This is a genomic window from Micromonospora sp. WMMA1363 (genome assembly GCF_030345795.1).
Taxonomy (GTDB): Bacteria; Actinomycetota; Actinomycetes; order Mycobacteriales; family Micromonosporaceae; genus Micromonospora.
On sequence record NZ_JAUALB010000001.1, the window covers coordinates 1,805,120 to 1,830,831 of the forward strand.

23 protein-coding genes and 2 pseudogenes are annotated in these 25,712 nt (G+C 68.6%); 18 read left to right on the forward strand and 7 right to left on the reverse strand.

Going from position 1 to position 25,712, the window contains the following annotated elements:
- Positions 1 to 325: 325 nt before the first annotated feature.
- The 5 genes from QTQ03_RS08205 to QTQ03_RS08225 all read left to right on the forward strand — a co-directional run bounded on the left by QTQ03_RS08205 (position 326) and on the right by QTQ03_RS08225 (position 6,218).
- Positions 326 to 1,300 carry an NAD-dependent epimerase/dehydratase family protein gene (locus QTQ03_RS08205; RefSeq protein ID WP_289277463.1) on the forward strand — a complete coding sequence of 325 codons (975 nt, stop codon included), beginning with the start codon at positions 326 to 328 and terminating at the stop codon, positions 1,298 to 1,300.
- 628 nt (positions 1,301 to 1,928) lie between these two features.
- Entirely contained in the window at positions 1,929 to 3,389 is a 1,461-nt protein-coding gene (locus QTQ03_RS08210; protein WP_289277464.1) for an MFS transporter, read from the forward strand.
- 135 nt (positions 3,390 to 3,524) lie between these two features.
- Positions 3,525 to 3,986, forward strand: coding sequence for a hypothetical protein (locus tag QTQ03_RS08215; RefSeq protein WP_289277465.1), 462 nt, complete (start codon positions 3,525 to 3,527; stop codon positions 3,984 to 3,986).
- The gene (locus tag QTQ03_RS08220; RefSeq protein ID WP_289277466.1) at positions 3,976 to 4,560 is read left to right on the forward strand and encodes a gluconate 2-dehydrogenase subunit 3 family protein; all 585 of its coding nucleotides are present in this window, start codon (positions 3,976 to 3,978) and stop codon (positions 4,558 to 4,560) included. The genes QTQ03_RS08215 and QTQ03_RS08220 overlap by 11 nt, the downstream gene beginning before the upstream one ends.
- Entirely contained in the window at positions 4,557 to 6,218 is a 1,662-nt protein-coding gene (locus QTQ03_RS08225) for a GMC family oxidoreductase (protein WP_289277467.1), read from the forward strand. The genes QTQ03_RS08220 and QTQ03_RS08225 overlap by 4 nt, the downstream gene beginning before the upstream one ends.
- 132 nt (positions 6,219 to 6,350) lie before the next feature.
- On the opposite strand, the gene QTQ03_RS08230 is transcribed toward QTQ03_RS08225, so the two are convergent.
- Together QTQ03_RS08230 and QTQ03_RS08235 are read right to left on the reverse strand one after the other, a co-directional pair.
- Positions 6,351 to 7,166 (reverse strand): amidohydrolase family protein, encoded by an 816-nt coding sequence (locus QTQ03_RS08230; protein WP_289277468.1) that lies wholly within the window; start codon positions 7,164 to 7,166, stop codon positions 6,351 to 6,353.
- A gap of 248 nt (positions 7,167 to 7,414) precedes the next feature.
- A complete protein-coding gene (locus tag QTQ03_RS08235; protein ID WP_289277469.1) occupies positions 7,415 to 7,789 on the reverse strand; it encodes a VOC family protein in 375 nt (124 codons plus the stop codon).
- Positions 7,790 to 8,402: 613 nt separating this feature from the next.
- On the opposite strand from QTQ03_RS08235, the pseudogene QTQ03_RS08240 reads away from it, so the two are divergent.
- Both QTQ03_RS08240 and QTQ03_RS08245 read left to right on the forward strand, forming a co-directional pair.
- Positions 8,403 to 8,534, forward strand: a pseudogene (locus QTQ03_RS08240) (hypothetical protein); the annotation flags it as partial.
- On the forward strand, positions 8,489 to 8,953 hold the full coding sequence (locus tag QTQ03_RS08245; RefSeq protein ID WP_289277470.1) for an amidohydrolase family protein: 465 nt from the start codon (positions 8,489 to 8,491) through the stop codon (positions 8,951 to 8,953). The pseudogene QTQ03_RS08240 and the gene QTQ03_RS08245, both read left to right, overlap by 46 nt.
- 198 nt (positions 8,954 to 9,151) lie before the next feature.
- On the opposite strand, the gene QTQ03_RS08250 is transcribed toward QTQ03_RS08245, so the two are convergent.
- Positions 9,152 to 10,483 (reverse strand): IS4 family transposase, encoded by a 1,332-nt coding sequence (locus QTQ03_RS08250; RefSeq protein WP_289277303.1) that lies wholly within the window; start codon positions 10,481 to 10,483, stop codon positions 9,152 to 9,154.
- A gap of 122 nt (positions 10,484 to 10,605) precedes the next feature.
- Between QTQ03_RS08250 and QTQ03_RS08255 the strand changes: the two genes are divergently transcribed.
- Entirely contained in the window at positions 10,606 to 11,253 is a 648-nt protein-coding gene (locus QTQ03_RS08255) for an amidohydrolase family protein (protein WP_289277471.1), read from the forward strand.
- 97 nt (positions 11,254 to 11,350) lie between these two features.
- On the opposite strand, the gene QTQ03_RS08260 is transcribed toward QTQ03_RS08255, so the two are convergent.
- On the reverse strand, positions 11,351 to 11,794 hold the full coding sequence (locus QTQ03_RS08260; protein WP_289277472.1) for a winged helix-turn-helix transcriptional regulator: 444 nt from the start codon (positions 11,792 to 11,794) through the stop codon (positions 11,351 to 11,353).
- A gap of 140 nt (positions 11,795 to 11,934) precedes the next feature.
- Here QTQ03_RS08260 and QTQ03_RS08265 point away from each other — a divergent pair, with 140 nt between their 5' ends.
- The 4 genes from QTQ03_RS08265 to QTQ03_RS08280 all read left to right on the forward strand — a co-directional run bounded on the left by QTQ03_RS08265 (position 11,935) and on the right by QTQ03_RS08280 (position 18,436).
- Positions 11,935 to 12,801 carry an aldo/keto reductase family oxidoreductase gene (locus QTQ03_RS08265; RefSeq protein WP_289277473.1) on the forward strand — a complete coding sequence of 289 codons (867 nt, stop codon included), beginning with the start codon at positions 11,935 to 11,937 and terminating at the stop codon, positions 12,799 to 12,801.
- A gap of 237 nt (positions 12,802 to 13,038) precedes the next feature.
- Positions 13,039 to 14,250 carry a pyridoxal phosphate-dependent aminotransferase gene (locus QTQ03_RS08270; RefSeq protein ID WP_289277474.1) on the forward strand — a complete coding sequence of 404 codons (1,212 nt, stop codon included), beginning with the start codon at positions 13,039 to 13,041 and terminating at the stop codon, positions 14,248 to 14,250.
- 371 nt (positions 14,251 to 14,621) lie between these two features.
- Positions 14,622 to 17,399: an asparagine synthase (glutamine-hydrolyzing) gene (asnB, locus tag QTQ03_RS08275; protein WP_289277475.1), complete on the forward strand. Its 2,778-nt coding sequence runs from the start codon at positions 14,622 to 14,624 to the stop codon at positions 17,397 to 17,399.
- A 206-nt stretch (positions 17,400 to 17,605) separates the two neighbouring features.
- On the forward strand, positions 17,606 to 18,436 hold the full coding sequence (locus QTQ03_RS08280; RefSeq protein WP_289277476.1) for a hypothetical protein: 831 nt from the start codon (positions 17,606 to 17,608) through the stop codon (positions 18,434 to 18,436).
- Positions 18,437 to 18,514: 78 nt separating this feature from the next.
- Here the strand turns inward: QTQ03_RS08280 and QTQ03_RS08285 are convergent.
- From QTQ03_RS08285 to QTQ03_RS08295, 3 genes and pseudogenes are all read right to left on the reverse strand, one after another.
- Positions 18,515 to 20,550: pseudogene (locus QTQ03_RS08285) on the reverse strand (hypothetical protein).
- A 52-nt stretch (positions 20,551 to 20,602) separates the two neighbouring features.
- On the reverse strand, positions 20,603 to 20,863 hold the full coding sequence (locus QTQ03_RS08290) for a hypothetical protein (protein WP_289277477.1): 261 nt from the start codon (positions 20,861 to 20,863) through the stop codon (positions 20,603 to 20,605).
- Positions 20,860 to 21,183 carry a DivIVA domain-containing protein gene (locus QTQ03_RS08295; RefSeq protein WP_289277478.1) on the reverse strand — a complete coding sequence of 108 codons (324 nt, stop codon included), beginning with the start codon at positions 21,181 to 21,183 and terminating at the stop codon, positions 20,860 to 20,862. The genes QTQ03_RS08290 and QTQ03_RS08295 overlap by 4 nt, the downstream gene beginning before the upstream one ends.
- Before the next feature lie 370 nt (positions 21,184 to 21,553).
- On the opposite strand from QTQ03_RS08295, the gene QTQ03_RS08300 reads away from it, so the two are divergent.
- The 6 genes from QTQ03_RS08300 (at position 21,554) to QTQ03_RS08325 (ending at position 25,405) form a co-directional block, all read left to right on the forward strand.
- Positions 21,554 to 22,432: a helix-turn-helix domain-containing protein gene (locus tag QTQ03_RS08300; RefSeq protein ID WP_289277479.1), complete on the forward strand. Its 879-nt coding sequence runs from the start codon at positions 21,554 to 21,556 to the stop codon at positions 22,430 to 22,432.
- Complete coding sequence (locus QTQ03_RS08305) at positions 22,425 to 22,625, forward strand: DUF397 domain-containing protein (RefSeq protein ID WP_289277480.1); 201 nt, start codon at positions 22,425 to 22,427, stop codon at positions 22,623 to 22,625. Before QTQ03_RS08300 ends, QTQ03_RS08305 begins: the two co-directional genes overlap by 8 nt.
- A gap of 75 nt (positions 22,626 to 22,700) precedes the next feature.
- Positions 22,701 to 22,898: a hypothetical protein gene (locus QTQ03_RS08310; RefSeq protein WP_289277481.1), complete on the forward strand. Its 198-nt coding sequence runs from the start codon at positions 22,701 to 22,703 to the stop codon at positions 22,896 to 22,898.
- A gap of 16 nt (positions 22,899 to 22,914) precedes the next feature.
- Positions 22,915 to 23,553, forward strand: a complete 639-nt coding sequence (locus tag QTQ03_RS08315) for a hypothetical protein (protein ID WP_289277482.1) — start codon at positions 22,915 to 22,917, stop codon at positions 23,551 to 23,553.
- Positions 23,550 to 24,197 carry a hypothetical protein gene (locus QTQ03_RS08320; RefSeq protein WP_289277483.1) on the forward strand — a complete coding sequence of 216 codons (648 nt, stop codon included), beginning with the start codon at positions 23,550 to 23,552 and terminating at the stop codon, positions 24,195 to 24,197. Before QTQ03_RS08315 ends, QTQ03_RS08320 begins: the two co-directional genes overlap by 4 nt.
- A 146-nt stretch (positions 24,198 to 24,343) precedes the next feature.
- Positions 24,344 to 25,405 carry a hypothetical protein gene (locus QTQ03_RS08325; RefSeq protein ID WP_289277484.1) on the forward strand — a complete coding sequence of 354 codons (1,062 nt, stop codon included), beginning with the start codon at positions 24,344 to 24,346 and terminating at the stop codon, positions 25,403 to 25,405.
- Positions 25,406 to 25,712: the final 307 nt, after the last annotated feature.

Below are 25,712 nucleotides of genomic sequence, written 5' to 3' on the forward strand. Positions count from 1 at the left end.
AGATGCCGTTGCTGGCGCCCCAGTCCTCGGCTGCGGCGAACACGGCGGTGGGGGTCACGATCGCGCGTTGGTAGGCGACCAGTGTCCGCAGCGCGTGCTCGCGAGCCAGCGGGTGGCGGGCGGTGCCGGCGGTCTTGGACCCTGACCGGGCAGTTCGCGGCGGTCGACCGGTTCCTGACCGGGCGGAAATCCTCCCGACTCGGCCGCGGGCGCAAGACGAGTAATATCTTGATGTAGTTGGCTTGGATGGCACGCGGCTCCAGATGTGCTGCGCACGGGCAGATGTGCTGCGCTCGGGCGGCATTCGGTGGAGCAGAGGGGCAACATGGAGCATGCACTTGTCACGGGAGCCACTGGCACCGTGGGTAGCCTTCTGGTTCGGGACCTTGCTGACCGGGGCGTGCGGGTGCGGGCGCTGCTTCGTTCGCCGGAGCGGGCAGCGGCAGCCCTACCTCAGGGCGTGGAAGCGGTCCGCGGGGATGTCATCGACCTGGCGTCGGTGCGGTCCGCGGTCAAGGGATGTGACACCGTCTTTCACACTGCCGGTTTGCCCGAGCAGTGGTTGGCCGATCCCGACATCTTCGAGCAGGTCAACGTCAACGGCACTCGGCACCTGGTGGAGGCAGCTCTCACGGAGGGTGTGGCCACGTTCGTCTACACCAGCACCATCGACGTCTTCGATCGGGTCCCGGGCGTGCCGTTCGACGAGTCCCGAACGCTCGAAGAGCGTCCGCTCGGCTCAGCGTACGAGCGTTCCAAGCAGAAGGCCGACCTTCTCGTAGCCAAGGCTGTCGAGCGGGGCTTGCCGGCACGGATCGTCCATCCGTCTGCGGTCTACGGGCCGGGTCCGGCAACCGCGACCGCGATGAACCTGGTGCTGCTCAGGCTGGCCCGTAACCAGATTCCCGTGCTGCCCCCGGGCGGCATGCCCGTCGTATTCACGGAAGACGTCTCACAGGGGCACCTCCTCGCGGCCGAGGCGCCGATCGGCTCCCGGTGGATTCTCTCGGACTGCTACCTGACCATGACCGCCATCGCTGAACTGGTCCACACGTTGGTGCCGACGTCCAAGGTCCCCCGCACCATGCCAACGACCGTCGCGGCAACCCTGGCGGCCGCCGGTGAGGTCGTCGCCCGCGTGATCCGCCGGCCGCCCCTGCTCGCCGCGGGCGAGCTGTACTTTCTACGCTCTCACTCGCTACCGGACTCCTCCCGGGCCCGCAGTCGACTGGGCTGGCACACCACTTCGGTGCAGGAGGGCTTGTCCCGCACCTTGCGGCACTTCGGCGTGCTGCGCTAGTCGCAACCGAAAGCACGGTCTCCTACCCAGTTCACACGGACCTGGCACGACATCGTTCCGGGCACAGTATCGTTCAACGTCGAAAGTTTCCTCAACCGGACGTGACGCCCGAAAGCGCCCGCGGGCGGTAGCCAGCCCGTTGTGTTCGTGCCCCGCTCATTTTCGCGGCGGGCCGCTGATGCTGGCAGCAGCTCGGCGACCGCCGCTTCTGCTGGTGGCGCGCGCTGGAGGCGCTCGGGATGCCGGAGGATCGACAGATGCAACACGCCCTCATCACGTACGGCAGGGTGGCGGTGTGGGTGATACTCATGGCGGCGGAGGACTCCGGTCACGGTGATCTGCGAAGGCGCCTTCCGAGCCACCCCCCGTTGATTCCACTTGATCCCACTCACTGTCGCGGCCCTGCTCCTGGCCATCTGTCGCGGGCGGCCCGCTTGGTGACCGAGACCCATCCGGAAGGGCTCGATGACTTCTTCCGCGCGATCGAGTCGACGCTGGACGGGTACGCCCACCGTCGATGTCGTCTTCGCGTACCCTGTCGGCCCCACCCGGGCCCGGGCCCGGACCCGGGGGCTGGGCGCGGTGAGCCGATCCCGGTCCAGCGTGCCGAGCTGACCCGTGGCGCGACATGACGACCGCACAGCCGCAACCACAGCCGGCAGGGCACGTCGGGGCAGAGGACGCTCGCCGTTGGCGGATCTTCAGCGTCGGACTGGCCACCTCGTTCATGGGCCTGTTCGACCTGAGCGTCGTCAATGTGACGCTACCGTCGATCGAACGCGCACTGGCCACCGGCCACAGCGCCCTCCAGTGGGTCGTCTCCGGGTACGCGTTGACGTTCGCGCTGGCTCTGGTCCCCGCGGGCCGGCTCGGTGACGCCAGGGGACGACGCTTCGCACTGCTGTTCGGCCTCGCCGTGTTCACCGCGTCCAGCGCGATGGCCGGACTGGCCCAGTCCGGCGTCTGGCTGGTCGCCGCCCGGTTGGCGCAGGGCGCCGGGGCCGGCATTCTCAGTCCCCAGATACCCGGGTTGATCGAGGAACTGTTCCCCGTCCGACAGCGCGGTCGCCCGTTCGGAGTCCTGGGCGCCACGGCCAGCGTGGCCACCACGGTCGGGCCGGTGATCGGCGGGCTGCTCGTCGCCGCGGGCGGTGCCGCTCACGGCTGGCGGTTGGTCTTCCTCGTCAACGTCCCGATCGGGATCGCCGTAACGGTGTTGACCTGGCGACTCGCGCCGACCAAGCCGGTGCGCGGCCATACGGACCGACAGCGGCACGACCTGGTCGGCACACTGCTGCTGGGCGCCGGAGTCACGTTCCTGATGCTGCCCGCGCTCCAGCGGGAGGAATGGCGAGGGCAGTTGCCCTGGCTGTTGGTACCGGTGGGAGTCGGCATCCTCATCGCCTTCCGGTACTGGGAAACCTCCCGCGCGCCGCGTTACCCACCGATCTTCGACTTTCGGCTACTTCAGGGTCGCTCGTACCGTCTTGGGATGGTTATGGGGTTCTTCTACTATGCCGGTTTCACCCCTCTTCCGCTGTTGGTAAGCCTTCACCTGCAGAACGGTCTGCACCGCAGTCCGCTCCACGCGGGCCTCGCGGTCGCGCCGTTCGCGGTGGGCTCCACGCTGGGTGCTCTGCTCGGCGGACGACAGGTCAACCGACTCGGCCGTCCGCTGATCGCCGCCGGACTGGTCACCGTGATGGCGAGCCTGACCGTTCTGGCCCTGCTCAGCGACCTGCAGGCGAACACGTTCTCGCTCGTGAACGCGTTTCCGTTGCTGCTCGCCGGGATCGGGAGCGGGCTGGTGCTCACATCGAACAACACCCTCACCCTTGCGCAGGTGCCCGAGCCTGACGCCGGCAGCGCCGCCGGCATGTACGAGACCGCGCGGCGCACCGGCTCCGCGATCGGGCTGGCGATGGTCACCGCCGCCCTGTTCGCGGCACTCGAGGCACGTGACGGGCGCTGGTCGACCGCTCTCCAATACGCGCTCGTACTCCAGATCGGCATCATCGCCGCCGCGCTGCTTACCGCCATCGTCGACGTCGTCGGAGCCCGCCACGACAGACAGGGCCGGGCACACTGACGGCGCGTCGACCGAGGAATGCCGGTCATCGGCTGCGAGTCGGCTGGACCTGTGTCGGCGCGGTTTGGAGACCACGATGCGGGGCAACCACCTCCCGGCTCGATCACGGCCGTTGCGTACCGTATGGGGGGCACAATGCAGATCCGGCGGAGGTCGTCGTCGGCGGCGCGGTGGGATATCGATCGCGTGGTCGGGGACGTGCGGACAGGGCGGTTCGAGCGCAGTCTGTCCGCGCTGACCGCGGCCGGAGCGTTGGTGACGGCGGCGGAAATCTACTTCGAGCACGACTCGGCGAGTTTCGGCAACAAAATGATGTGGGCGCCGGTTGCGCTCGGTCCGGTTGGAGCGGCGGCGGGGGTCGCGGGGTTCTTCAGCCGGCGGATGGCCAAAACGGCACTGCCAATCGCTTCCGCGGCCATCGTGGCGAACGGCTTGCAGGGCACGTACCTGCACGCCCGCGGGATCGCGCAGAAGCCGGGCGGCTGGCGCAACGCGCGCTACAACATGGAGATGGGGCCACCTCTGTTGGCGCCGTTGCTGGTGACGATGGTCGGCGGGATGGGCATGTTGGCGGCGGTGCTGCGACGTGAACGCTGAGAACGTGCGGTTTCCTGGTTTCGACGCGCTGTCTCAGCAGCGGCATTGGGATCCGGTGACGACCGGGGTGGTGCTGGAGCGGATCAGCAACCTGCGGGACTTCCGGTTCTTCAACCCCGACGAACAGGCGATCGCGACTGTGCTGTGCGACCGGCTGCTCGGTCAGGGCGGCAACGGCCGGATCCCGGTCGCTGCGATGATCGACGCGCGACTGGCCGAGTCGCAGACCGACGGTTGGCGCTACGCCGACATGCCCGAGGACGGTCAGGCATGGCGCGACACGTTGGCCGCCCTGCGGGAGGACGGGTTCGCGTCCGCCGGGGAGAAGGAACAGAACGCGTTGATCCAGGCCGTTCAGGATGCCGGCGACGCCGATTGGCACGGCCTGCCGGCAGCCCGGGTGTGGAGCCTGTGGACGCGGTACGCCTGCACCGCCTTCTACGCCCATCCGGACGCATGGTCGGAGATGGGTTTTCCGGGGCCGGCCTATCCGCGGGGTTACAAGAACACCGGAGTGGATCGTCGGGAGCCGTTCGAGGTGGTCGACACCCGGCCGGACGAGGAGCCGCGATGAGCGCTGTCCGCGAGCGTAACGAGTCGGCCTGGCTGATCCCGAACGACGGCACCCGGACCAACCACAGGCTGCGCCGCGACATGCGCCGGTTCGACGACACCGACGAGGTGGACCTGGTGGTCGTCGGCTGCGGGGCCGGCGGGTCGGTGCTGACCCAGCGGCTGGCCCGGGCCGGCTGGCGGGTGGTGGCGCTGGACGCCGGCCCGTTCTGGGACCCGGATCGCGACTGGGTCAGTGACGAGGCGGGTTCGCACCGGCTGTACTGGACGGATCCGCGGGTGATCGACGGCGCCGACCCGGTGCCGCTGGGCTCCAACAACTCCGGCCGGGGTGTCGGCGGGTCGATGGTGCACTACGCCGGCTACACGCCCCGCTTCCACCCGAGCGATTTCGAGACGTACACCCGGGACGGCGTGGGCATCGACTGGCCGCTCTCCTACCACGACCTGAAGGGCTACTACGCGGCGATCGAGGAAGAGCTGCCGGTCGCCGGGGAAGCCTGGCCGTGGGGTGATCCGCACACCTATGCGCACCGGCCGCACCCGGTCAGCGGCAACGGCGAGATCTTCCTGCGCGGCGCTCGTAAGGCGGGGATCACCGCGAAGGTCGGGCCGGTGGCGATCGTCAACGGGCGTTTCGGGAACCGGCCGCACTGCATCTACCGCGGTTTCTGCCTGCAGGGCTGCAAGGTGAACGCGAAGGCGTCGCCGCTGATCACCCATATCCCGGACGCGCTCGCCCACGGCGCCGAGGTCCGACCGGATTCGATGGTCACCCGGATCGAGGTGGATGCGCGGACCGGTCGGGCGACCGGGGTGCATTACGTACGGGACGGGATCGGCCGGTTCCAGCGGGCCCGCATGGTGGCCGTCGCGGGGTATTCGATCGAGACGCCGCGGCTGCTGCTCAACTCCGCCTCGACGCGCTTCCCGGACGGCCTGTGCAACGACTTCGACCAGGTTGGCCGGTATCTGATGGTGCAGGGTGCGCCGCAGACCGCAGGCCGGTTCGACAACGAGATCCGGATGTACAAGTCGCCGCCGCCCGAGGTCAGCTCCGAGCAGTTCTACGAGACCGACCCAAGCAAGCCGTACAAGAGAGGGTTTTCGATCCAGACCGTCTCACCTTTGCCGATCACGTGGGCCGAGCACGTCACCGCCCAAGGGCACTGGGGCGACAAGCTGCGCGAATACATGAGCGACTACGTGCACTGGGCTTGCCTCGGCGCGCTGTGCGAGTTCCTACCCCGGGCCGACAACCGGGTCACCCTGGCCGACGAGAAGGACCGCCACGGCCTGCCAGTCGCCCGGTTCAGCTACAGCCAGGGCGACAACGACAAGCGGCTGACGCGCGCCGCCCAGACGGCCATGGAAGACATCCTGCACGCCGCGGGCGCCAACGAAGTGATCACGATCAAACGGTACGCCCACCTGGTCGGTGGTGCCCGGATGGCCGCCGACGAACGGCACGGCGTGGTCGACGCGGACTGTCGCACCTTCGCCGTACCCAATCTCTACATCACCGACGGCAGCGTGTTGCCGACGCAGGGCAGCGCGAACCCGGCCCTGACGATCATGGCTGTCGCCGCCCGCACCGCCGACCGGCTCCGAGACAGTACGTGTACACCGGGACGGACTCGCAATAGGGGCGCCGCGTGACCTCGACACCGCAGCCGAGAGACTGGCCCGCACCCAGTACGTCGCAGGTACGGGACGGACCGCGATCCGGAATGCCGACCTGCGGGCGGCGACGCCTGTCGGCGGCGGTGTTGATCCGTGTGTCGCGGCTTCCTACAGGGCAAAGACGCGGCGGGCGTTGCCCGCCAGGAACAGCTCGTGGGTCTCTTCGTCGAGCCCCAGTTGCTCCAGGTGTTCCAGCGCCTGAGAAGGCAGGATCATGGGATAGTTGGTGCCAAACATGACCCTACGGCGTCCCCGACCGCGTAGGTACTCCACGAGGTCCGTGGGGTACCGACGGGCGGTATAGGCACTGGTGTCGATGTAAACATTGGCGTGCTTGTCAGCGACGGCGATCATCTCGGTCGTCCACGGGTAGCCGATGTGACCGCAGACGATGGTCAACTCCGGAAAGTCGAGCGCCACCTGGTCGATGTACGGTATGGGCCGCCCGGTTTCCGACGGCCCGAGCGGGCCGGTGTGCCCCACCTGCGTGCAGAAGGGGACGCCCAGTTCCACGCAGGCCGCATACAGCGGGTAGTACAACCGATCGGTCGGCGGCAGCCCCCACAGCCACGGCACAATCCGCAGCGCTACGAAGCCCAGTTCTTCAACCGCACGCCGCAGTTCCCGTACCGCCCGCACGGGGTGGGCCAAGTCGGCACCCGCAACGCCCCGCAGCAGGCCATCAGACTGCGCGACGAAGCCGGCCACCTCGTCGTTGCTGATCAGCGCCCCCTGCGGCCCGTACCAGGCCGCCGACAGGCCGATTTCAACGTCGGCGGCCTTCAGCGCCGCGACCGTCATCTCCACCGGCAGGGACTCCTCGAACAGTTCCCGCCGCCCAGTCCACCGCCGAAGCGAGTCGAACATCTCGTGGTTCGAGTGCCGCAACGTCGGGTGCTGCATCCAGGCATCGATAACCGGCACGCCCCTGCCTCCAATCCTGAGACCGTGACGGACGGCCGGCCACCGGGGCCAGCCATCGCCTGCCGGGACTCTACTGTCGGTTCCGCACAGGGACTACCCGCCAGCGAGTAGTTGTCGAACACGAGCTGCGGGTCCAACTCGCGGCACGAGGGCCACCGTCACCGCCGATCGACCAGGTGGGGTCCGCTCGGGGTGAATGCCGTGGCGGCCCTAGTCCTCGGGTCGAAGTAGCTAGGACATGCTTGTCGCTATGCCTCGGCCCAGACGCTCAGCTCGTTGCCGCTCGGGTCGGTGAAGTGGAACCGACGCCCGCCCGGGAAGTCGTACGGACCGTCGGTCACGGTACCGCCGGCCTCGGTCACGGCCTGGACCGACCGCTCCAGATCGGTCGAGAAGAGCACGACCAGCGGGCCACCCGGACGCACCTGCGTGTCCAGCCGAAGGCCACCCACCTCGGGCGCCGACCCGCCCTGCGGGCTTCGGATGCCGGCGTACTGCGGTCCGTAGTCGTTGAACTGCCAGCCGAAGGCCTCGCCGTAGAACCGTTTCGCCTCCGTTAGGTCGGTGACGGTGAACTCGATGTAGTCGATGGCATGGTGCCGGTGCATCGCAGACTCGGTCATGCCCACATTGTGCACGGCGGGTATGACTGTGACCGAGAGCCGGCAGAGCCTGCACTGCGCCGGCGGCGGCGACGACACGCTCGACGACCGGCCCGGCGGCCGAGCTCGTGTCGCTCCGGGCAGTGCCAGTCACGGCAGCGACCGGAGTGCCGGCGGCCGACGCGTGCGGCACGTTGGGGTGAAACGGCCCCGATGGCAGATCCTCCCCGAAGCGCCACCCATAAGGTGAGCTGGAATCGGACCTTTGAGGCTAAGGGAAAATGTGATGCGCTTGACGCGGCGGAATCTCACCCAACTCATGGCCGCGGGAATCGGGGGCGGACTGCTCACGACCGCATCAACCGCCCACGCCGACTCGGACCCCGACGATCGCCACTCGGCTCCCAACGGCGCCAAGCCCCGTGGACCCCGGATGTATCGCGGCTGGATTCTGTACTTTGTCGACACGCCACCGCTGGCAGCCACCGACACCGGCGTCGACCAACAGCGGTGGCTGCGCCAATACCGTGACGGGGTCCTGGTCGTCTCGGCCGACGGGCACATAATCGACGTCGGCAACTATCAGGAGGTGGCGCCTCGCTACCCGGAGACACCCTGCCGGGACTACCGCGGCATGCTGATCACGCCAGGATTCATCGATTCTCATGTGCACTATGTGCAGACCCAGATCATCGCGTCATACGGCCGAAACCTGCTCGAGTGGTTGACCGAATTCGCCTTCCCGGTCGAAGAGCAGTTCTCCTCCCCGCAGGCCGCCAGAGCAGTGGCCGACATCTTTCTGCGGTATCTGTTCCAGAGCGGCACCACCACCTCACCACCACCTCCGTCACCTTCGCGGCCACCTACCCGGTCTCGGCCAGCGCACTTTTCGAGGCAGCGTCCGCTTACAACATGCGCATCATCACGGGCAAGACATGGATGGACCGCAACGCCCCGCCGCAGCTGCTGGACACGCCGGAATCGGCCTACGCCGACAGCCGGGAACTGATCAGGCGATGGCACGGCAGGGGTCGCAACCTCTACGCCATCACCCCACGCTTCGCCATCACCAGCACCTTCGAGGAACTCCGCCTGGCCGGCAGACTGCACGCCGAGTACCCGAGCACGTACGTCCACACCCATCTGTCGGAGACGAGGGCCGAGGTGCAATGCCACGTAGCCTAGTTTGATCATGCTGCGTGGGGTTGAAGTCGGTAGATGTGGACGGTGGCTGAGCCCTGGTGGCGGATGCTGGCTGGCTCGTCGCGTTTCTTGACGCGGTAGCTGTTGTGGCGGGCGCGTTTGACGGCGCGGGGGCAGGTGCGTTCGCGTCGGGTGGGGATCAGGAGAGCGGCGATCTGGGCAAGGTGGGTCGGTAGTCGGTCAGTCCAGTCCTGAGGGGGGAATGTCCGCCGTCCCGGTGGCGGTGCGGCGGATCAGGCGCAGGGCCTTGGTGAAGGAGATCCGATCTGGATCGAGGTCAGCGGCGGCGGACGCTTTCGCGGTCAGTGCGCTGATCGCGTGGTGGACGATCAGGTAGGCCCAGATCTCCTGATGGGCCAGGTCCGGCAGGCGGGACCGCAGCACCCGTCCGGGACCACGGAGGTGGGTTTTGAGCTGGTCGTTGGCGGTTTCTTCCTCCCAGCGTTCGTGGTACGCGGCGGCCAGTTCGTCGGCGCGGGCGTCGGCGGGGTCGATGATTGTGGTGATCAGGGCGATCAGTTCGCCGGTGCCGTTACCGACGCGGTCGGGTACGTCGTACTCGACCACTCTGGCGAGGTGGACGACCGGCAGGCCCTGGTCGTCGAACGCGTCGGGAACAGTGTTGATGTCGGTCAGATCAGCCTCGCCGCGGGCGGCTGCGAGGAGCCGTTCCCGTCGACCGCCATGGACAGTCGGCTTGATCAGGACGGTGAGATAGGTGCCGTCGGACAGGACCTTGACCACGGGCAGGTCGAGCTGGTTCGGGGTCCGCCACAGCAACGCCGCGCCGGTGGCCTGGGCGGCATCCCACGCCTGCCAGGAGTAGAACCCCCGGTCAGCGGTGAGCAGTTCGTCGGACCGCAGCCGCGGGTACAGGCGCTGCGCGAGGGTCTTCTCTCCCACGGCGTAGCCGCCGATCTCGGCGGCGACGAAGGCGTGGGTGCCGCACTCTGCGAGGGCCACTACCCGGGCCTTCGGGAACGCCGAACGGTTTTCCCCCGACCCGGCGTACCCCAACTCGGCCGCGTTCTCGTCGCTGTCGGGCAGGTCGACCTCGAACCCGTCGATCGCCAGCAGCCGCCACCGGCGCAGGAAAGACCCCCGCGCGGTGCCCAGCGCGGCCACCTGCACGTGCGGGCCCGCCTCACCCGCGACCGGCCCGCACGTGCGCTCGAACACCTCGGCGAACACCTGGCGACCCAACCGTTTCCGCGCCTGAGTGATGGCGCTGGACGTCGGCACGCTCCACCCCGCACTCCAGCACCCGAACCGGTCCAACGACCCGGTGACCCTGCTCGCGACCTCGGTGTAGTCATCGTCGGGGAACAACGCCAGCCCCAACGTCAGATACGCGGTCACATGCGCCGGCAGTTTCCCGTCCGACCGCTTCTCCCGCACCCCGCACACCTCAACCGCCGCGTCGACCTCCTCCCGCGACACCTGCGAGATCAACACCCCGAGCGTGACCTGATCCGACCGCACCGCCGGACGATCCACCACATCCACCGACATGACCCGAGATCAAAACAGCCCGCCGAACCACGGCCACCCCGCCACGCCGCACCACCCGCGAGTCCACACAAAACCGCAGGCCACACCCAAGATCAACCTAGCCTACGTGGCATTGGGCCGAGGTGGCCCTGGTCCGCGAGCTCTTCCCGGAGTTCCCGGACTACCTCGCCGTGTACGAGGCAGCCGGCCTGGTAACCGACCGATCGGTGTTCGCGCACGGCGTATACCTGTCCGACTCGGAGTTGGCTCGCGTCAGCGCCGCCCGTTCGACGATCGCGCACTGTCCGACCTCGAACCTGTTCCTGGGTAGCGGCCTGTACGACCTGCAGCGCGCGAACCGGTGGGGCGTGCAAACATCGGTAGGGACGGACGTCGGCGGAGGAACATCTTTCTCCCTCCTGCGGACGCTCGACGAGATGTACAAGACACAGCAACTGCAAGGGTTCCCTGTAAATGCCTTTGAAATGTTGTACAGGTGCACTCTCGGGGCAGCACGGTACCTACACCTGGCGGGGACCATCGGCAGCTTCGACATCGGTAACGAAGCGGACTTCGTCGTGATCGACTATCTGGCCCAGGACATTCAGCGCACCCGAATGGAGTATCTGCGGAGTGCCGGCGACTGGACCACCGAGTCGATGTTGTTCGGCCTGGAGATAACTGGCGACGACCGGAACATCGCCGCGACCTACGTGATGGGTCGCCCGGTGTATACCTCAAGGCTCCAACGTAGCCGTCAGACGGAGCCCCGGGTAGGGCGAGTGGGCTGATGTCACATTGACCGGAATCGTCGACGTCCGGATCTAGGCCGATGTCAGTGCGTTCGTTGGAGGCAGCCAGGTTGGGGTGACGTCGTGCCTGCCGGGCTCACGCGACGTGGTTGTCGTACGCGGCGCGGTTGGCGAGCACGTCGTCCATGTGCGTTTCGGCCCAGGTTTTCAAGCCGCGCATCATCTGATGCAGAGAGTGGCCGAGGTCGGTCAGCTCGTAGGTGACCGTGACCGGCACGGTCGGCTCCACGGTACGGGTGATCAGACCGTCGCGTTCCAGGGAGCGCAGCGTCTGAGTGAGCATCTTCTGGCTGACCCCGGCCAGCAGACGCGACAGCTCCGAGTACCGCATCGGTCGGGGTTGACCGGCGCAGTCGGCGCCGAACTGAGGCGAGCCGTCGCTGCGTAGCGCGGCCAGCACCAACGTGACCCACTTGTCCGCGATTCGGTCGAGTAACGCGCGACTAGGACATTGCGCCAGGAAAGCATCATATTCCACCTTCGCCTGGGCCCTCCTCTGTGCCGCTGTCGTCGTCGCCACCGAACCACCCCTTCCGCACCGGTATGTTACGCACCTCTAGGTGCCTACTTCCCATGGGGAAGTTACCCCCTGATAGTGGAGCATGCATCCGCGATGCACCAGACCCCTTCAGCACCACACGAAAGCCAGAGGATATGAGCATGGCCTCCACTTCCCTTCCCGGCGGCACCTGGACGCTCGGAGACTTGACCGTCACCCGGTTCGGCTACGGCGCCATGCAACTCGCCGGCCCCTGGGTGATGGGACCGCCGGCCGACCACGACGGCGCGCTCGCCGTTCTCCGCGAGGCCGTCGAGCTCGGCATCACCCACATCGATACCGCCGACGCCTACGGGCCGCACGTCACCAACCGCCTGATCCGGGAGGCGCTGCACCCGTACCCCGACTCGCTGCACATCGTGACCAAGGTCGGCGCGAACCGCGACCAGCAGGGCGGCTGGCCCCCGGCCCGTGACCCGCAAAGCCTGCGCCGGTCGGTGCACGAGAACCTCGAGAACCTCGGTCTCGACGTGCTCGACCTGGTCAACCTCCGGCTCGGAAACGCCGAAGGACCCCAGCCCGGTTCGGTCGCCGAGGCGTTCGAGACGCTTGTCGAACTCCAGCAACAGGGCCTGATCCGACACCTCGGCCTGAGCAACGCGACGCCGGACCAGATCGCCGAGGCGCAGACGATCGCGCCGATCGTGTGCGTACAGAACATGTACAACCTCGCGCACCGCCAAGACGACGAGCTGATCGACGCGCTCGCCGATCAGGGCATCGCCTACGTGCCGTTCTTCCCCCTCGGCGGCTTCAGCCCGCTGCAGTCCTCGGCACTGTCTGCCGTAGCCACCCGGCTGCGGACAACACCGATGCCTGTCGCCCTGGCCTGGCTGCTGCAACGCTCGCCGAACATCCTGCTGATCCCCGGAACCTCGTCCACGACACACCTGCGCGAGAACATCGCGGGCGCGGGACTCTCCCTGTCCGACGACGACCTCGCCGAGCTAGACAAGATCGGCCGCTAACCCACACAACCGACGGAGTGCGTGAATCAGGCGTCCTCCTGGCCCGGTCCTCGAGTCGGTCCGCGCCCTGGGATCGGGTTACCGGCGGCCAGCGCGGTTGACGCGGGGTTGATCTGCACGGCGCACTGATCCGTACAGGACGGTGTCACCGTCCTGTACGGATCCTCACAGGACGGTGACACGGGAACCTGTGCGCGGGGGCCGGGCTCGGACAGACGTGGATCCTTGGAGGCTTCGTTGCGACCAGACAGTGGTATGGACCTGAGCCTGCTCGACAAGGGGGCGCACAGCGCCTCGTACTTCATGCTGACCCGGGGCATGGGTCCGGACGCGGACATCGTCGACTTCTGCATCCCATGCAACCCGTACTTCCCGACACCGGAGATGTTCGCCACGCTGGCGGACAACCTGACGACGATCCTCAAGTACTACCCCAGCGACGCAACGTCGATCACCAAGCAACTGGCCGGGGTGCTCGGGTTGCACCCGCAGACCGTAGCCATGGCGAACGGCTCCACCGAGCTGATCACCTGGATCGACCATTTGCTGATCAAGCAGAGCGTGGCGGTCCCGATCCCGACCTTCGGGCGGTGGACGGACCAGCCGTTGGAGACCGGCAAGCGGGTGGACATGTTCCTGCTGCAGGAGTCTGAGGGGTACGCCCTGGACCTGGACGCGTACCAGCAGTTCATCCGGGATCGAGGTTCCCGGGTCGCGGTGGTGTGCAACCCGAACAACCCGGACGGCGGGTACCTGCCGCGGCGCAACCTACTCCGATTCGTGGACGGCCTGCACGACCTGGACCTGGTTGTCGTGGACGAGTCGTTCATCGATTTCGTCGACGCCGAGCGATGCGGTTCGCTGGCCCGGGACGCGGCGATCCGGCCTAACGTGGTGGTGCTGAAGAGCCTGGGCAAGAACTTCGGCCTGCACGGCATCCGGTTCGGCTACCTGACGGCGAATCCGGCGCTGGCCGAGCGGGTCGGCAAGGCACTGCCGAAGTGGAACCTGAACTCACTGGCCGAGGCCGTGGTCTACATGATCAAGGACTATGAAGCGGAGTATCGGGAGAGTCTCCGACTGCTGCGCCGGGACCGGACGCAGATGGCCGAGACACTGCGGCTGGTGCCGGGACTGACGGTGTTCCCCTCACAGGGCAACTTCCTGCTGGTGAAGCTGCCGCCCGGGCAGAACGGGACGGCGATGCGGGACTACCTGATGAGCCAGCACCAGGTGTTCGTCCGGGAGTGCGGCAACAAGCTGGGCATGACCAGCCAGTTCCTGCGCCTGGTCGTACGCCCGCGCCACGACGTGGACCGGTTGATCGACGGAATGCTCAGTTACGGCCGGTACCTGCGCGGCGAGGACTCGGTGGGCGGTCACCTGGTCGTGCACCCGGCCAGCCGTACGGCGAGTCACACCGCGCGCGAGGCGATGGTCGCGCACTGAGTTCGGCGCCGACCCCGACGGCGCGCACCATCGCCATGGAACGCCCTGGGCGGCTGGCGGACCACGACGTACGGGTGCCCGACATGGTGCGCCGTCCCTGCTCGGAACGGCTGGCCGGGGCGCTCACCACGCTGCCGGGCCTCGACCGACCAGGTGGGCGCACGCGGCGGATAACCACCGCTCCGTCAGGGGGCTGGGAAGAGTCATCCCCGGCGGCACCGATGCCAGCCTAAGCGGCGCTGACGCACTTCCGGACTGGGACTGACCTGCCTGTACCCCGATCGTGCCATGTTCGTGCCGACCGTCCCGGGGCCGCCAACCGCGCCGCTTAGCGTTATGCCCACGAAGCGGGCATAAAGGGTGGTTAGCGCATGTGTGGGATAGCTGGCTATATCGGCATCAGCGCCATCTGGGGTGAGCCGGTGCTTCGTCGCATGGCGGATGCTCAGGTGCACCGGGGTCCCGACGGAGACGGATATCTGGCCGAAGGGCTGATCGGTCTGGCGCACCGGCGGCTGGTGGTCATCGACCGGGCCCGCGGCCAGCAGCCGATGCGCTCAGCGGACGGCCGATACGCGATGGTCTACAACGGCGAGGTCTACAACTACCGGGAGCTGCGCGCGGAGTTGACCGGTCTCGGCCATCGTTTCACCACCGCGAGTGACACCGAGGTCGTGCTCGCCGCATGGACCCAGTGGGGCCGGGCGGCGTTCGACCATTTCAACGGGATGTTCGCCCTGGCTATCGCCGATTTTGAACGCGGGGAGGTGGTATTGGCCCGCGATCAGTTCGGCATCAAGCCGCTATACCTCGCCGACGACGGGGACGGCAGGGTGTTCTTCGCCAGCGAGATTCGGCCGCTGCTGGCCAGCGACGCAATCCCACGAAAGCCGGACGACCTCACCATCTATCGATACCTACGGTTTCGGACACACGACGACACCACCCGCACCTTCTTTCACGGGATCAGCCGGTTGATGCCCGGCGAACTCGCGCTACTCTCACCGGACGGCCGAATTCAACGCTCGACCTACACCAACCTGTACGAGGACATGGACCGGCTCGCCGCGACGCCGAAGCCCTACGACCGGGCAGGCCGGCAGCGGTTCACCGCCGCGCTCAACAATGCGATCAAGACACGGCTGGTCAGTGACGTTCCGGTGGGAACCGCGCTGTCGGGTGGCTTGGACTCCTCGACCCTGGTGGCTACCATCCAACGGCTCCTGGCCGCCGCCGACCGGGCCGCCCAGCCGGTGGGTGCGACCCAGCAGACGTTCTCGGCGGTCTTCCCCGGCGAGAGCAACAACGAGGAGGACTACGTCGACGCGGTCGTGGCCGGTTGCGACGCGCTGCAGGTCCACAAGGTGCGCCCTGATCCGGACCGGTTTCTGGTGGAGCTGCGTGACTTCGTGCGGACCCAGGAGGAGCCGGTCATCTCCACCGCCCCGTATGCACAGTACTGCGTGATGCGCGAGGCGAGCCGCCACGTCACCGTGATGCTGGACGGTCAGGGTGCGGACGAGATGCTTGCCGGCTACCTGCCGTACTACCTGGTGAACCTGCGCGGCCTCCAACCGGTCCGGGCCGCCGCGGAACTGTCGCGGTCCCTCGACGTGCTGTGGCGGCTGAGCCGGTTCCGGCTGGCCGACACCGTACGCCGCCGCCGACTGGCACCGGCCGACGCCCTGCTCGGCCGAGACTTTGCCACGGCCTACCGGCACGAGCGTTTCCCGACGGTGAACAACGACATCAAGGCGCGCCTGGCCGAGGACCTGTTCCGGCACAGCCTGCCGGCCCTGCTGCGTTACGAGGACCGGAACACCATGCGGTTCTCCATCGAAGGACGGGTGCCATTCCTGGACACCACCCTGCTGCGCACGGTGTGGTCGCTGGACACCTCAGCCATCATTCACCGCGGCTGGAACAAGCGGGCACTGCGGGACGCGACCACCGATCTGCTGCCCCGGCTGGTGCATCGTCGCCGCGACAAGATTGGTTTCACCACGCCCGAGGACAGCTGGTTCAGGCGGATCAAGAACGACGTGTACCTAGTCTTCGCCTCGCAGTCGTTCGGCGCCCGACCCTACTTCGACCAGCCCGCCGTACTAAGGGCCTTCGAGGACTACGTAGCGGGCAGGGGCGGCGCGGAAAGCATGACGTTCTGGCGAATCCTCAACGTCGAACTGTGGCTGCGCGAATTCATCGACGCGCCACCGGCAGTCCGATCGGATTCAGGCGATCGCGTCACGTCCCTCAGGGCAGCCCGCCCCCAGGACGACGATTCGCACGCGGATCTCCCGGGGCTACACCCGCAGGCGCCCCCGAAGCCGGACTTCGTCCCCAACGCCCAGAAGGAACTGCTGCTAGCCGATGGCGCCTGGGCACGGTTTCCCCTTCGCACCGATCTCATCGCGACCGGCGACGACGTGCCGACGCTCGCCGCCACCCGGGTCGGGGAGTTCTTCAAGCAGGTACCCGAGATGCCACTCCCCGCCCAGCAACTGACGAACGCCGGACGCTGGTACCTGTTTGTCAGCGAGAAGGTGGTCGCGGTCGCCCAGGGACGGATCTTCAAGGTCGACGACATCCGCAGTGGGGTTTGGGCTCGACTCCTGTCCCGATTCGTCCGTCATACTCCGTACGGCATCGGGCTGGGGCACCCGGCCACGATGCAACTGGCCATCCAGGAGGTCGGGCTGCCGCGAATCCTGATCGCCTCGGCAGTCGCCGCCGCTGGCAAGGCGGTGGGGCGACGCGGGCTGTTCTATCAGGTCACAGGCCCGGCGGTGCGGGCGATCGACGGGCCCACCGAGTACTCGGCCTACCCGGCGAACATCTCGGCGAAGCTGGCGCCGACCGATCCGGCCAGGGTTTCCCGGGAGACCACAGCGGCGATCCGGGCGGTCCTGCCCACAGAGATCGCAGAGCGGTTCGGCGGCACCGTGGTGATCGATGCCAACGACTTCGGGCAGGACGTCCTGGGCCACGACGCTGATCTGCCCGAAGCGGTGTTGGCCCGCGCGTTCGCCGACAATCCCCTCGGCCAGGCGCGCGAGCAGACACCGTTCGCGGTCGTGGTCGACCAGGCATCCCGCGCTCCGGCGACATCGGATCGGTGCCGCTCCGGAACGCCGTCCAGGACTCGTTAGGGCCGATGCCGGTGCGGCGAGGGTCGCCCGGATGGCGACGAGTTGGACGAACCAATCCCTTGGCCCCGGCGGGTGTTGCGACCCGGGCGGGTGACCGCCCCGGCGGTGGTCCTTGTCGCCACCCGCCCGCGGTCCGACCGGTAGGGTATGCGTCCGTGGCGGTCCGCATCGACGTTGAGGCGTTTCATGATTCGATCCCTACGGCCGTGGGTGAGGCCGCGGCGCGGCTGCTGACCGACGACGGCGTCGGTGAGGTGGAGCCGGCCGGCGGTGGCGTTCAGGCAGTGGTGCGCGACGACGACGTCGTCATCCAGTCGTGGGTGGGCATCGTCGACGGGGTTTTCACCGGCGACTGCGACTGCGGGATCGTCGTCGGAGACGACTTGTGCGCGCACGGGGTCGCGACCGCGCTGACCGCGTTCCAGGCGGGCGTCACCTTCTCCGGCGCCGCGACCCCGCCCGGCGCCGCCCCCGTCGAGCCCGACGAACATTCCCAGTACCTTCAGGCGGTGCAGCGGCTGGCGCCCCACCAACTGGCTGACCTGGTGGCCGGGCACGCGGTCCGGGACCGCCTGTTCGCCACCCTGCTGCTCACCGAGGCCGGCATGCTCGACGCCGCCGACGAGTCCGGCCTCGCCGACTTCCGGGCCGCCGTCCGGGAGGCGTCGGGCGTGACCACCGGGAGCAGGTGGCAGATCTCCGATGTGGAGGCCGCCGGGCACCGCCTGGCGGCCGAGGTCGACATCCTGTGCGCCCACCCCGCGACGCCGTCCGCGCTCGACCTGGTCGAGGAGGCCATCGTCGTCTGGGACGAACTGTCCGGACATCTCCGCGACGCCTACCACGTCGCTCGCACCGAGCCGGAGGAGATCGCCGAGCCGCTCGTGGACGCGCACCGTGACCTGTGCGAACGCCTCGACATCGACCCGGACGAGATCGCCGAACGGCTGAACCGGATCCGCGCCCGCTGCCACTACGACACGATGGACGCCGACAGGTACGCCGATCTCCTCGGCGAGCACGCGGAGACACGCTGAGCGACGGGGCGGGGCGGGGCACGGGTGATCACCTCGAGCGACAACCGGGCACCACGACTCCATGATCAAGGCCTCTTCCTATTCCGACCCGGGCAACCGCAGGGCTGAGACCACGTCCTCGAGGGTGGCGGCTCGGGCAACCGGCTGGACGTGGCCCCCCTCGTCCAGCCAGAGCCGGCATCCCGTCCGGTCGACCGACACCACCACCGGCCGCCCGGCGTAGTGCCGGCCGACGCGGCGCAGCAGCGCGGTCGGTTCCACCACCGGGGGCGACGGTGCCGCCTGCGGCGCGGGCACCGGCCGGTCCGGCTCCCGGGGCACGGCGGCGAGCAGGTGACTGTCGAGGTACTCGACGCACCGGGCCACGGCGAGTTCGACGCTGGCGCAGAACGGGAACTCCGCCCCGATCGGCGCGTCCCGGGCAGCGAGGCGGATGTCCCACCGTTCTCCCTGGACCTTGGTCGGGTCGCCCGTGTCGAGCCGGTGGTCGCAGTAGGTCACCACGGCGGCGAGGTCGAGGGCGTGGGCGAGCCGCAGCAGGTCGGTCAGCGGTGGCGCGTCGGGCGCGGCGGCCAGCACGAACAGCCGGGCTCCGGGCAACCCGGCGCCGATCCGCTCGACGTGCCGGCGGGCCGGCTCGACGGCGGGGTCGTAGACCGTCACGGTGCCGTCGAGCAAGTCCTGGTCGACCGGCTGCTCCTCGTCGAGGCGGGTGAGGTCGGCCGGGCGTACCCCGAAGACGGTGGCGTGGCGGGACAGCCGCCAGCGCGGGCGTAGCTGGTGCACGGGCGTGCCGTTGGGTTGGTGCCCGGCCACCGGCGCCGACTCCCCCGGGGCCGGGCGCCACGTCTCGTGGCGCACCCGGCGCAGGTCGGTCACGGTCACCGTCAACGCCGCCGGGATCCGACCGCCGTCGCGGCAGGTGAAGCAGGCCAGACCCGACGAGGCGAAGCCGGCGCCGGAGCAGCGCGCGCACTGCGGGTCGGGACCGGGCGCGCCGACCCGGCAGTGGCAGCGGCGCAGCCGGGTGCCGGGTCGGCAGTCCGGGCACGGCCGATGCTCGACTGGCTCGCCCCACCAGGCCGGGTCGGGCGGCTCCACGGCTCTGCGCACCATCTCCCGCACATACCGGACGATCTGGCCGGTGTCGCGTTCATGCAGCTCCTCGACGCTGCCGGCGGGCCGCAACGGGGTGTGCCACCAGCGCCCGTCGCGCCACACCGCCTGGGCGCCGGGCGCGTCGTCGGCCAGGTCCGCGAGGACGGCCCGACCGAGCCGGTCGAGGTCCACGCCCGACGGCACGCCGGCAGCTCGCACCGGGCGCACGGTGTGGGCGGGCGCGTCACGCCCCCGCTCGTCGATCCCGCGCATCGCGTCCCGGAACGTCGTCGCGGCGACCGCCGAGGGCAGGTCTTGGGCGTGGGCCTGCGGGTCGAGCGGCACCCGCCCGCCGGGCAGCTCGTAGCGGATCGCCCAGACCGCCTCGTCGCGCCGGCGTCGCGCCTCCACCACCAGGTCGAGGTGGAGCAGGTCGGCCAGTTCGCAGAGCCGGGCCAGCTCGCGACCGGGCTCGGGGGCGGTGGCGCTTCGGTGCCGTGTCCGACACAGACCCGCCACGGTGCGTGCTCCTGCCGGGCGAGGGCCTCGGCCTCCAGGGCCAGGCGTTCCTGCTCCTGCGCCGGCAGGTCGGACCGCCACCGCCGGGACAGCCAGTACAGCTCGTCGTCCAGCGCACGCCGCCCCCAGCGCGGGCGTAACCCGCGCACGCCGACGACGCCGGCCAGCCCGGTGACGATGTCCCGCGCCCACGTGATGGTGTCGGGGTCGGCCGGCGGGTCGAGGCGGCCGGGCAGCAGCCGCCGCGACGCCGCCGCCCCGGTGTCCAGGTTGGCCACGGTGACCACGAGCTGCGCCCGCCGCCGTCCCGCACGGCCGCACCGGTCGCAGGGCGCGGCCACACTTCCGTCGCCGCCGCAGACCCGGCAGCCGGCGTACGCCTGGTCGGCGAACCGGTCCCCGTCGACGACGAGCTGGTCACCGCCCTGGGCGCAGAAGCAGCGCCGCACCCGGAAGCCCAGCCCGTCGCACTCGTCGCAGTCGATCACCTCGTGCATCGCTCCGTCCTTTCGTGCACGACCTCGGGGCTCACGAGCCCACCTTTCGCGTTCACGGCCGCCGCCCGCCGAGCCGGCGGGAGCACGCACCGTCGTGGCCGTCCCGCAGCAGGCAGCGCCGGCCGCCGGGCAGCGGCAGGTCGCAGAAGACCCGATGGCGTACGCCCTGCTCGTCCTCGGCCGACACGGTGGTCTCCCCCGGGTCGGTCTGCGGCAGCACCAGCGCCCAGCGGGCCAGCACCCGGGCCAGCCGCTGCGCGGCGGGCAGGTCGCGGGCGACCACCGGCAGGTGAACGACGTAGCGGCCGGTCACCGGCGGGGCCCCTGGTCCGGGTCCGCCTGCCGGGCCCGGGTCTGCTCGGACTGCCAGCGGCGTAGCGCGTCCTTGACCCGGTCGGTCTCCCGCCGGCTGCGGGCCAGCGCGTCGTAGACGGCGGCCAGGTCACCGGCGACCCGGTCGAGGAACTCCCCCACCTCCTGCGGGTCCAACCCGCGCCGACCCAGCGGCGTCGACCGGAACCGCCGCTGGCGCACCTGCCACGGCCGCAGCGGATGGTAGGCCGCCGAGCGGTAGCAGGTCGGCCCGAGGACCGATCGCTGACGACGCCCGGCACGCCGGAAGAAGACGCGCATGACCGCACCTGCCTCTCACCGTCGAAATTGACCTGTGGAAGGGGTGGGCCCGCCGACCCGCCCCGCACCGGCGGGCCCACCCGGCACCTGCCACCGCAGCCTGAAGATCAGCAGTACGACAGCAGGGCCCCGACATGACCGCTGAGCAGCACAAACTCCACAGTGGCCGCAGAGGCAGTGAAGCACTGAAAGGAGCCAATTGCAACATCGCAAGAGCCTCGTCCGACTCACGTCCTTGCTTTAGATATCCACATTCGGTGACGTGTCTATTGCCCAAGAGACACTGCCGATGTTCAATTGGACGGGCGACTGTCTACGGACTACGACAAGCGGAGGTTGGAGAGTGTCACAAGCTGTGACGGGGTCGACGATGTTGCGTCGGCAGATCGGGCGTAAGTTCGAGTCGCTTCGCAAGGCGGCGGGGTTGACGATGGAGCAGGCCGCCGAGCGCCTGGATCGAGCACGTGCGACCCTGCATCGGATCGAGAACGGTGCCGAGCATGTCCGCTTCAGGCAGGCCGACGTGCAGCAGATGCTGGACCTCTACGGAGCTTCCGCCGAGGACAGCGAGTTGCTCCTCGCGATGACGGCCGCCACTCGGGAGAACAAGAACTGGTGGCACGACTACGTCGGCTCGGGCCTTCCACGTTGGTTCCAGCTCTACATCGGACTCGAATCCGCCGCCTCCAGCATCCGGCAGTACCAGGCCGAACTGGTCCCCGGCCTGTTCCAGACCCGCGCCTACGCCGAGCGACTCTTTCAGATGCCCGGCGGTGCGGTCGACGCGGAGGCTACCGACGAGCAACAGCGCGCCATCCAGCTTCGGGTCGAACGGCAAGCACTTCTCACCCGGTTCTCCGCTCCGCAACTCAGCGTGATAGTCAACGAGGCTGTGTTGCGCCGCCCCGTCGGGAGCGCCACCATCATGGCCGAACAACTGCACCAGATCGTGAAGGCCGCGGAACTACCGAACGTGACCGTACAGGTTCTAACTTTTTCTGCCGGGCTACACGCTGGGGCGACGACCGGAGCCTTCTCGGTCCTTGAGTTCCAGCAGGACGACAACGGCAAGGAGGTGGAGCCGCCGGTGACCTACCTGGAGACCGCGACCGGGGCGATCTACCTCGATAAGCCGCACGAGACGGCGGCCTACAACGCCATCTGGGGCGACATGGCGGGGCGCACCCTCAACGAGTCCCGCTCGAAGAGCCTGATCCAGCAAGTCGCAGAGGAGTATTCCCGTGCCTGATCTGACCGGTGCCCGCTGGCGCAAGTCCAGCCGCAGCAACAACGGCGGTGAGTGCGTCGAGGTCACCGACAATCTTCCCGGCATCGTCGGGCTCCGCGACAGCAAGGACCCGACCGGCCCGGTGCTGGCATTCGCGCCGGATGCCTGGGCTGCCTTCGTTGCGGGAGTGAGGGGCGGATCCCCGCGCGCCTGACCCGGCGCTCCGGTACGTTTCCGCTCGACCCGAGCTTGATCCAGCCAGTCACAGCTACAGGCGACGCAGCAGCACATGTCCCAGCTCCGCGCCGTACACGACTCGCTGGAGCAAAGCCTGGCGCTGTTGCGTGCGGTCACCGCCGGGACCGGCCACCCGATGATCGGGGAGGCGATCAGCCGGATGGAACAAGTCAAGGTAAAGCTCAACGAGCCGTCTCAGCTCGCGGTGGGCGCCGTCGACGCGACCAAGCGGTACGCCGCCAGCGTCTGATTCCGGGAAGGTCCCCATGCCACGTGTCATCGTCCCGGTCGGCCTGTCGATGGGCCCCCGCTACCGCTATGTCCGACCACCGGACCCGATCCCCGAGTGCTACGAGATTCATCTCGGTGACGACCTGGTGGAGCTGACCGAGACCGAGGCGGCGACTTGGGCGGCGGCCTTCGTGGACGCCGAGCGCCACGCCAAGCTCGAAGTCAACCGAGAGTCGCTGATCCGACTGTTGGAGACCGCCCCAAGTCCGGAACCGCAGGCCACACTCCTAGTCGACGATCTGATCCAACGCGGGCTCCTCGTCGAGTTCGACACCGACGGCGACCTGGAACCGGTCTTCCGCCGCCACAAGCTCCTCCCCCTCGGAGAAGGTCTCGGCTCCACCCCCGAGCAACCACACCTCCACCGCATCGGCCACGCCGGCCAGCCCAAGGTCGCCGTGCCAGTACAGGTCTATTCGCAGTGGTCATACGCCTTTCTTCACCCGAATGTGTGGAAGGCGTGCATCTACTACGCGGACGAATCCGAGGAGCGCGAAGCGGGTGAAGAAGTGCTCGGCCTGACCGACGCCGAGGTCGCGCGAGACACGGCCCTGAACCTACCGCTGATGGTCTCCACCGGCTGCGCGTTCCTGGACGCCGTCGTGACACGATGAGATACGGACGCAAGCGGCGCAGGGAGCAGAAGAAGGAGCGGCCGTTCGCGCGCCGGCTGAAGTACGAGAGTGCCAAGGAAACGCTCGGCAAGTTGATCGAGTGGGGCGGTGCGGGCGTCGGCATGTTGATCGGGCTCGCGGGCACACGGTACGGGTTGCCGGTCTCCCCTGCCGTCGCCTCCACGGGCGGTGCGATCATCGGCGGCATGGTGGGCTCGCAGGGCAAGGCATTCGTCGTGACCGGGTTCGACCATCTCCGGGAACGACGCGACCAACGGAGGGCTACGGCAGCCAAAGGCGGTGGAATCGCTCGGAACGGGCGGCGCAGTCGCCGTCACGGCATCGCGTCATCCGCTGTCGCGTCATCGCGCGGCAGGGCATCGGCGAGCATCGCCGGGCAGGTGATCGGCGGGCTGGACAATGTCATGGATCAGCTCAACCGCGCCTCGCGGCAACTCGCCAACGTTCACCAGCGGATGTGGGCGAGCCAGAACGCGCTGAGCGTCGTGCTGGCGGGTGGACGCCCGGACGTGGTCAAGCGTGTGGAGGCCCAACTGACGATGGCCCGTGGTCACGTCCATGACTCGGCGGGTGCGCTCAAGGGCTGTGTCGACAACCTGGCAACCTACCGGGCCACGATCTGAAGCGCGTGGCGGCGTTGACGATTGATCGGAGGCGGCGCCAGGGCGGCGCGGCGGAATCGCGCGAGGGGATGTGTTGACGGCGGCCGTTGACGGCCGGCACCGGCAACCGCCTCGTTGACAACGCAGACGATTGAGGGGGCAATCGAATGAGTGAACCAGTTCCCGGCCAAGGCGATCGACAGTCGCGTCGGCGGGGCGGGCGGCACTGGGTGGTCGCGGCAGTCGGCATGCCCGCCCTGCTCGCGTGGGGATTGCTGGTTGTCCGGCTGAACGGGCGGTACGTGGAGTGCGTCACCGAGCACGGGCCCACGTCAACCGACATGATCGATGGCGTCGCCGGGCCGTGTTACTCCATCACCATGCGGGCGGTCGTCGTCTACCTCGGCTTCCTCGCCGCTCTGGTGGCAACCGTAGTCGTGGGTGTCGTTCTCGGAGTCGTCGACGGGCGCCGGCGGTGCCGCTTCGCGTACGCCCGATGGGTGTGCGTCGTCGTGGTCGGCCTCACCGGGACGTTGGCGCTGGCCGCCTACGCGCTCGCCTACGGGCTGGGCCGCCTGCTGCCCGCCCACCGGCCACCCCGACACCGCCCGCAACCGTCCGACGTGGCCCTGCAACAGGGCTGGATCGAAGCGATCCGCCTCCACCAGCGACTCGCCCGAGGGGAGCCACCGCCCACCGTGGTCGCGCTCGGCTTCATCGGGCCCGGCGTGGTCTACCTGGACGCCCCGTTCACCTACTCCCGCTTCTACGGCACTACCGTCACCTACGGACAGAGCAGCACGTTCGCTGTCGGCTCACCCATGTTCGTCACCGGTTCGGTAGTCGGCGACATGATCGGCAACAGCGTCGCTCGGTCCCGCGCCGCGAGCCTGGCGCAGCCACAGTGGCGGGAGTTCACGTACGCGCGGGTCGTCGTGACGCCAACCACCACCTGGTGTTCGCTTGGCGGCCGGTGGTTGGCGTTCGACCACGACGCGGCCATGGAATACACCATCGACGGCCCGAACTGCGTCCTGACCTTCGCCGAGGTCGAACCGCTACGGCTCTCCGGCCCGTCCGCCTGGCACCACGCCGTCATGTTCGCCTACGCCCGCTACGGCCCGGCTCAATGGCAGGACGCCCCGTTCCTGCATCCCCTGCGCGAGGCAGCCCGCAGCCTCGCCACCCCCAACCCGAGGTTTCCCCAGCAGAACAGGGAACACGTCTGAACCGAACCGAGCAGTAGACACGCGGCGACGGCAAGCGGCGGGAGTTGCCACGCCGGCTGGGACTGTCAGCCGGTGCCGACACCTCGCCTGGCGCGTGGATCAGGCAGACCGGCGAGCGCTTCGGGCAGCCCATCGGCGGTTTCGGAAACCAGCCCCACCAGGCACTGTTCACCAAGCTGGTGATCACCGAGCCGCAAGCGTCATCAACGCGACACCCGCAACCACCCGACCAGCACGGACACCACGGCCTCAGTGAGCCTTTTCCAGTCTGATCTTGCTGGTCAGGACGAGTGCGGGCAGGCCGGAG

Excerpts from the sequence above, each read along its gene's own strand:
- QTQ03_RS08235 (WP_289277469.1), bottom strand. The coding sequence starts at position 7,789 with ATGACCGAGTCTGCGATGCACCGGCACCATGCCATCGACTACATCGAG.
- QTQ03_RS08310 (WP_289277481.1), top strand. The coding sequence starts at position 22,701 with ATGTCCCAGCTCCGCGCCGTACACGACTCGCTGGAGCAAAGCCTGGCG.
- QTQ03_RS08295 (WP_289277478.1), bottom strand. The coding sequence starts at position 21,183 with ATGCGCGTCTTCTTCCGGCGTGCCGGGCGTCGTCAGCGATCGGTCCTC.
- QTQ03_RS08215 (WP_289277465.1), top strand. The coding sequence starts at position 3,525 with ATGCAGATCCGGCGGAGGTCGTCGTCGGCGGCGCGGTGGGATATCGAT.
- QTQ03_RS08205 (WP_289277463.1), top strand. The coding sequence starts at position 326 with ATGGAGCATGCACTTGTCACGGGAGCCACTGGCACCGTGGGTAGCCTT.
- QTQ03_RS08210 (WP_289277464.1), top strand. The coding sequence starts at position 1,929 with ATGACGACCGCACAGCCGCAACCACAGCCGGCAGGGCACGTCGGGGCA.
- QTQ03_RS08315 (WP_289277482.1), top strand. The coding sequence starts at position 22,915 with ATGCCACGTGTCATCGTCCCGGTCGGCCTGTCGATGGGCCCCCGCTAC.
- QTQ03_RS08300 (WP_289277479.1), top strand. The coding sequence starts at position 21,554 with ATGTTGCGTCGGCAGATCGGGCGTAAGTTCGAGTCGCTTCGCAAGGCG.
- QTQ03_RS08250 (WP_289277303.1), bottom strand. The coding sequence starts at position 10,483 with ATGTCGGTGGATGTGGTGGATCGTCCGGCGGTGCGGTCGGATCAGGTC.
- QTQ03_RS08320 (WP_289277483.1), top strand. The coding sequence starts at position 23,550 with ATGAGATACGGACGCAAGCGGCGCAGGGAGCAGAAGAAGGAGCGGCCG.
- QTQ03_RS08265 (WP_289277473.1), top strand. The coding sequence starts at position 11,935 with ATGGCCTCCACTTCCCTTCCCGGCGGCACCTGGACGCTCGGAGACTTG.
- QTQ03_RS08225 (WP_289277467.1), top strand. The coding sequence starts at position 4,557 with ATGAGCGCTGTCCGCGAGCGTAACGAGTCGGCCTGGCTGATCCCGAAC.
- QTQ03_RS08325 (WP_289277484.1), top strand. The coding sequence starts at position 24,344 with ATGAGTGAACCAGTTCCCGGCCAAGGCGATCGACAGTCGCGTCGGCGG.
- asnB (WP_289277475.1), top strand. The coding sequence starts at position 14,622 with ATGTGTGGGATAGCTGGCTATATCGGCATCAGCGCCATCTGGGGTGAG.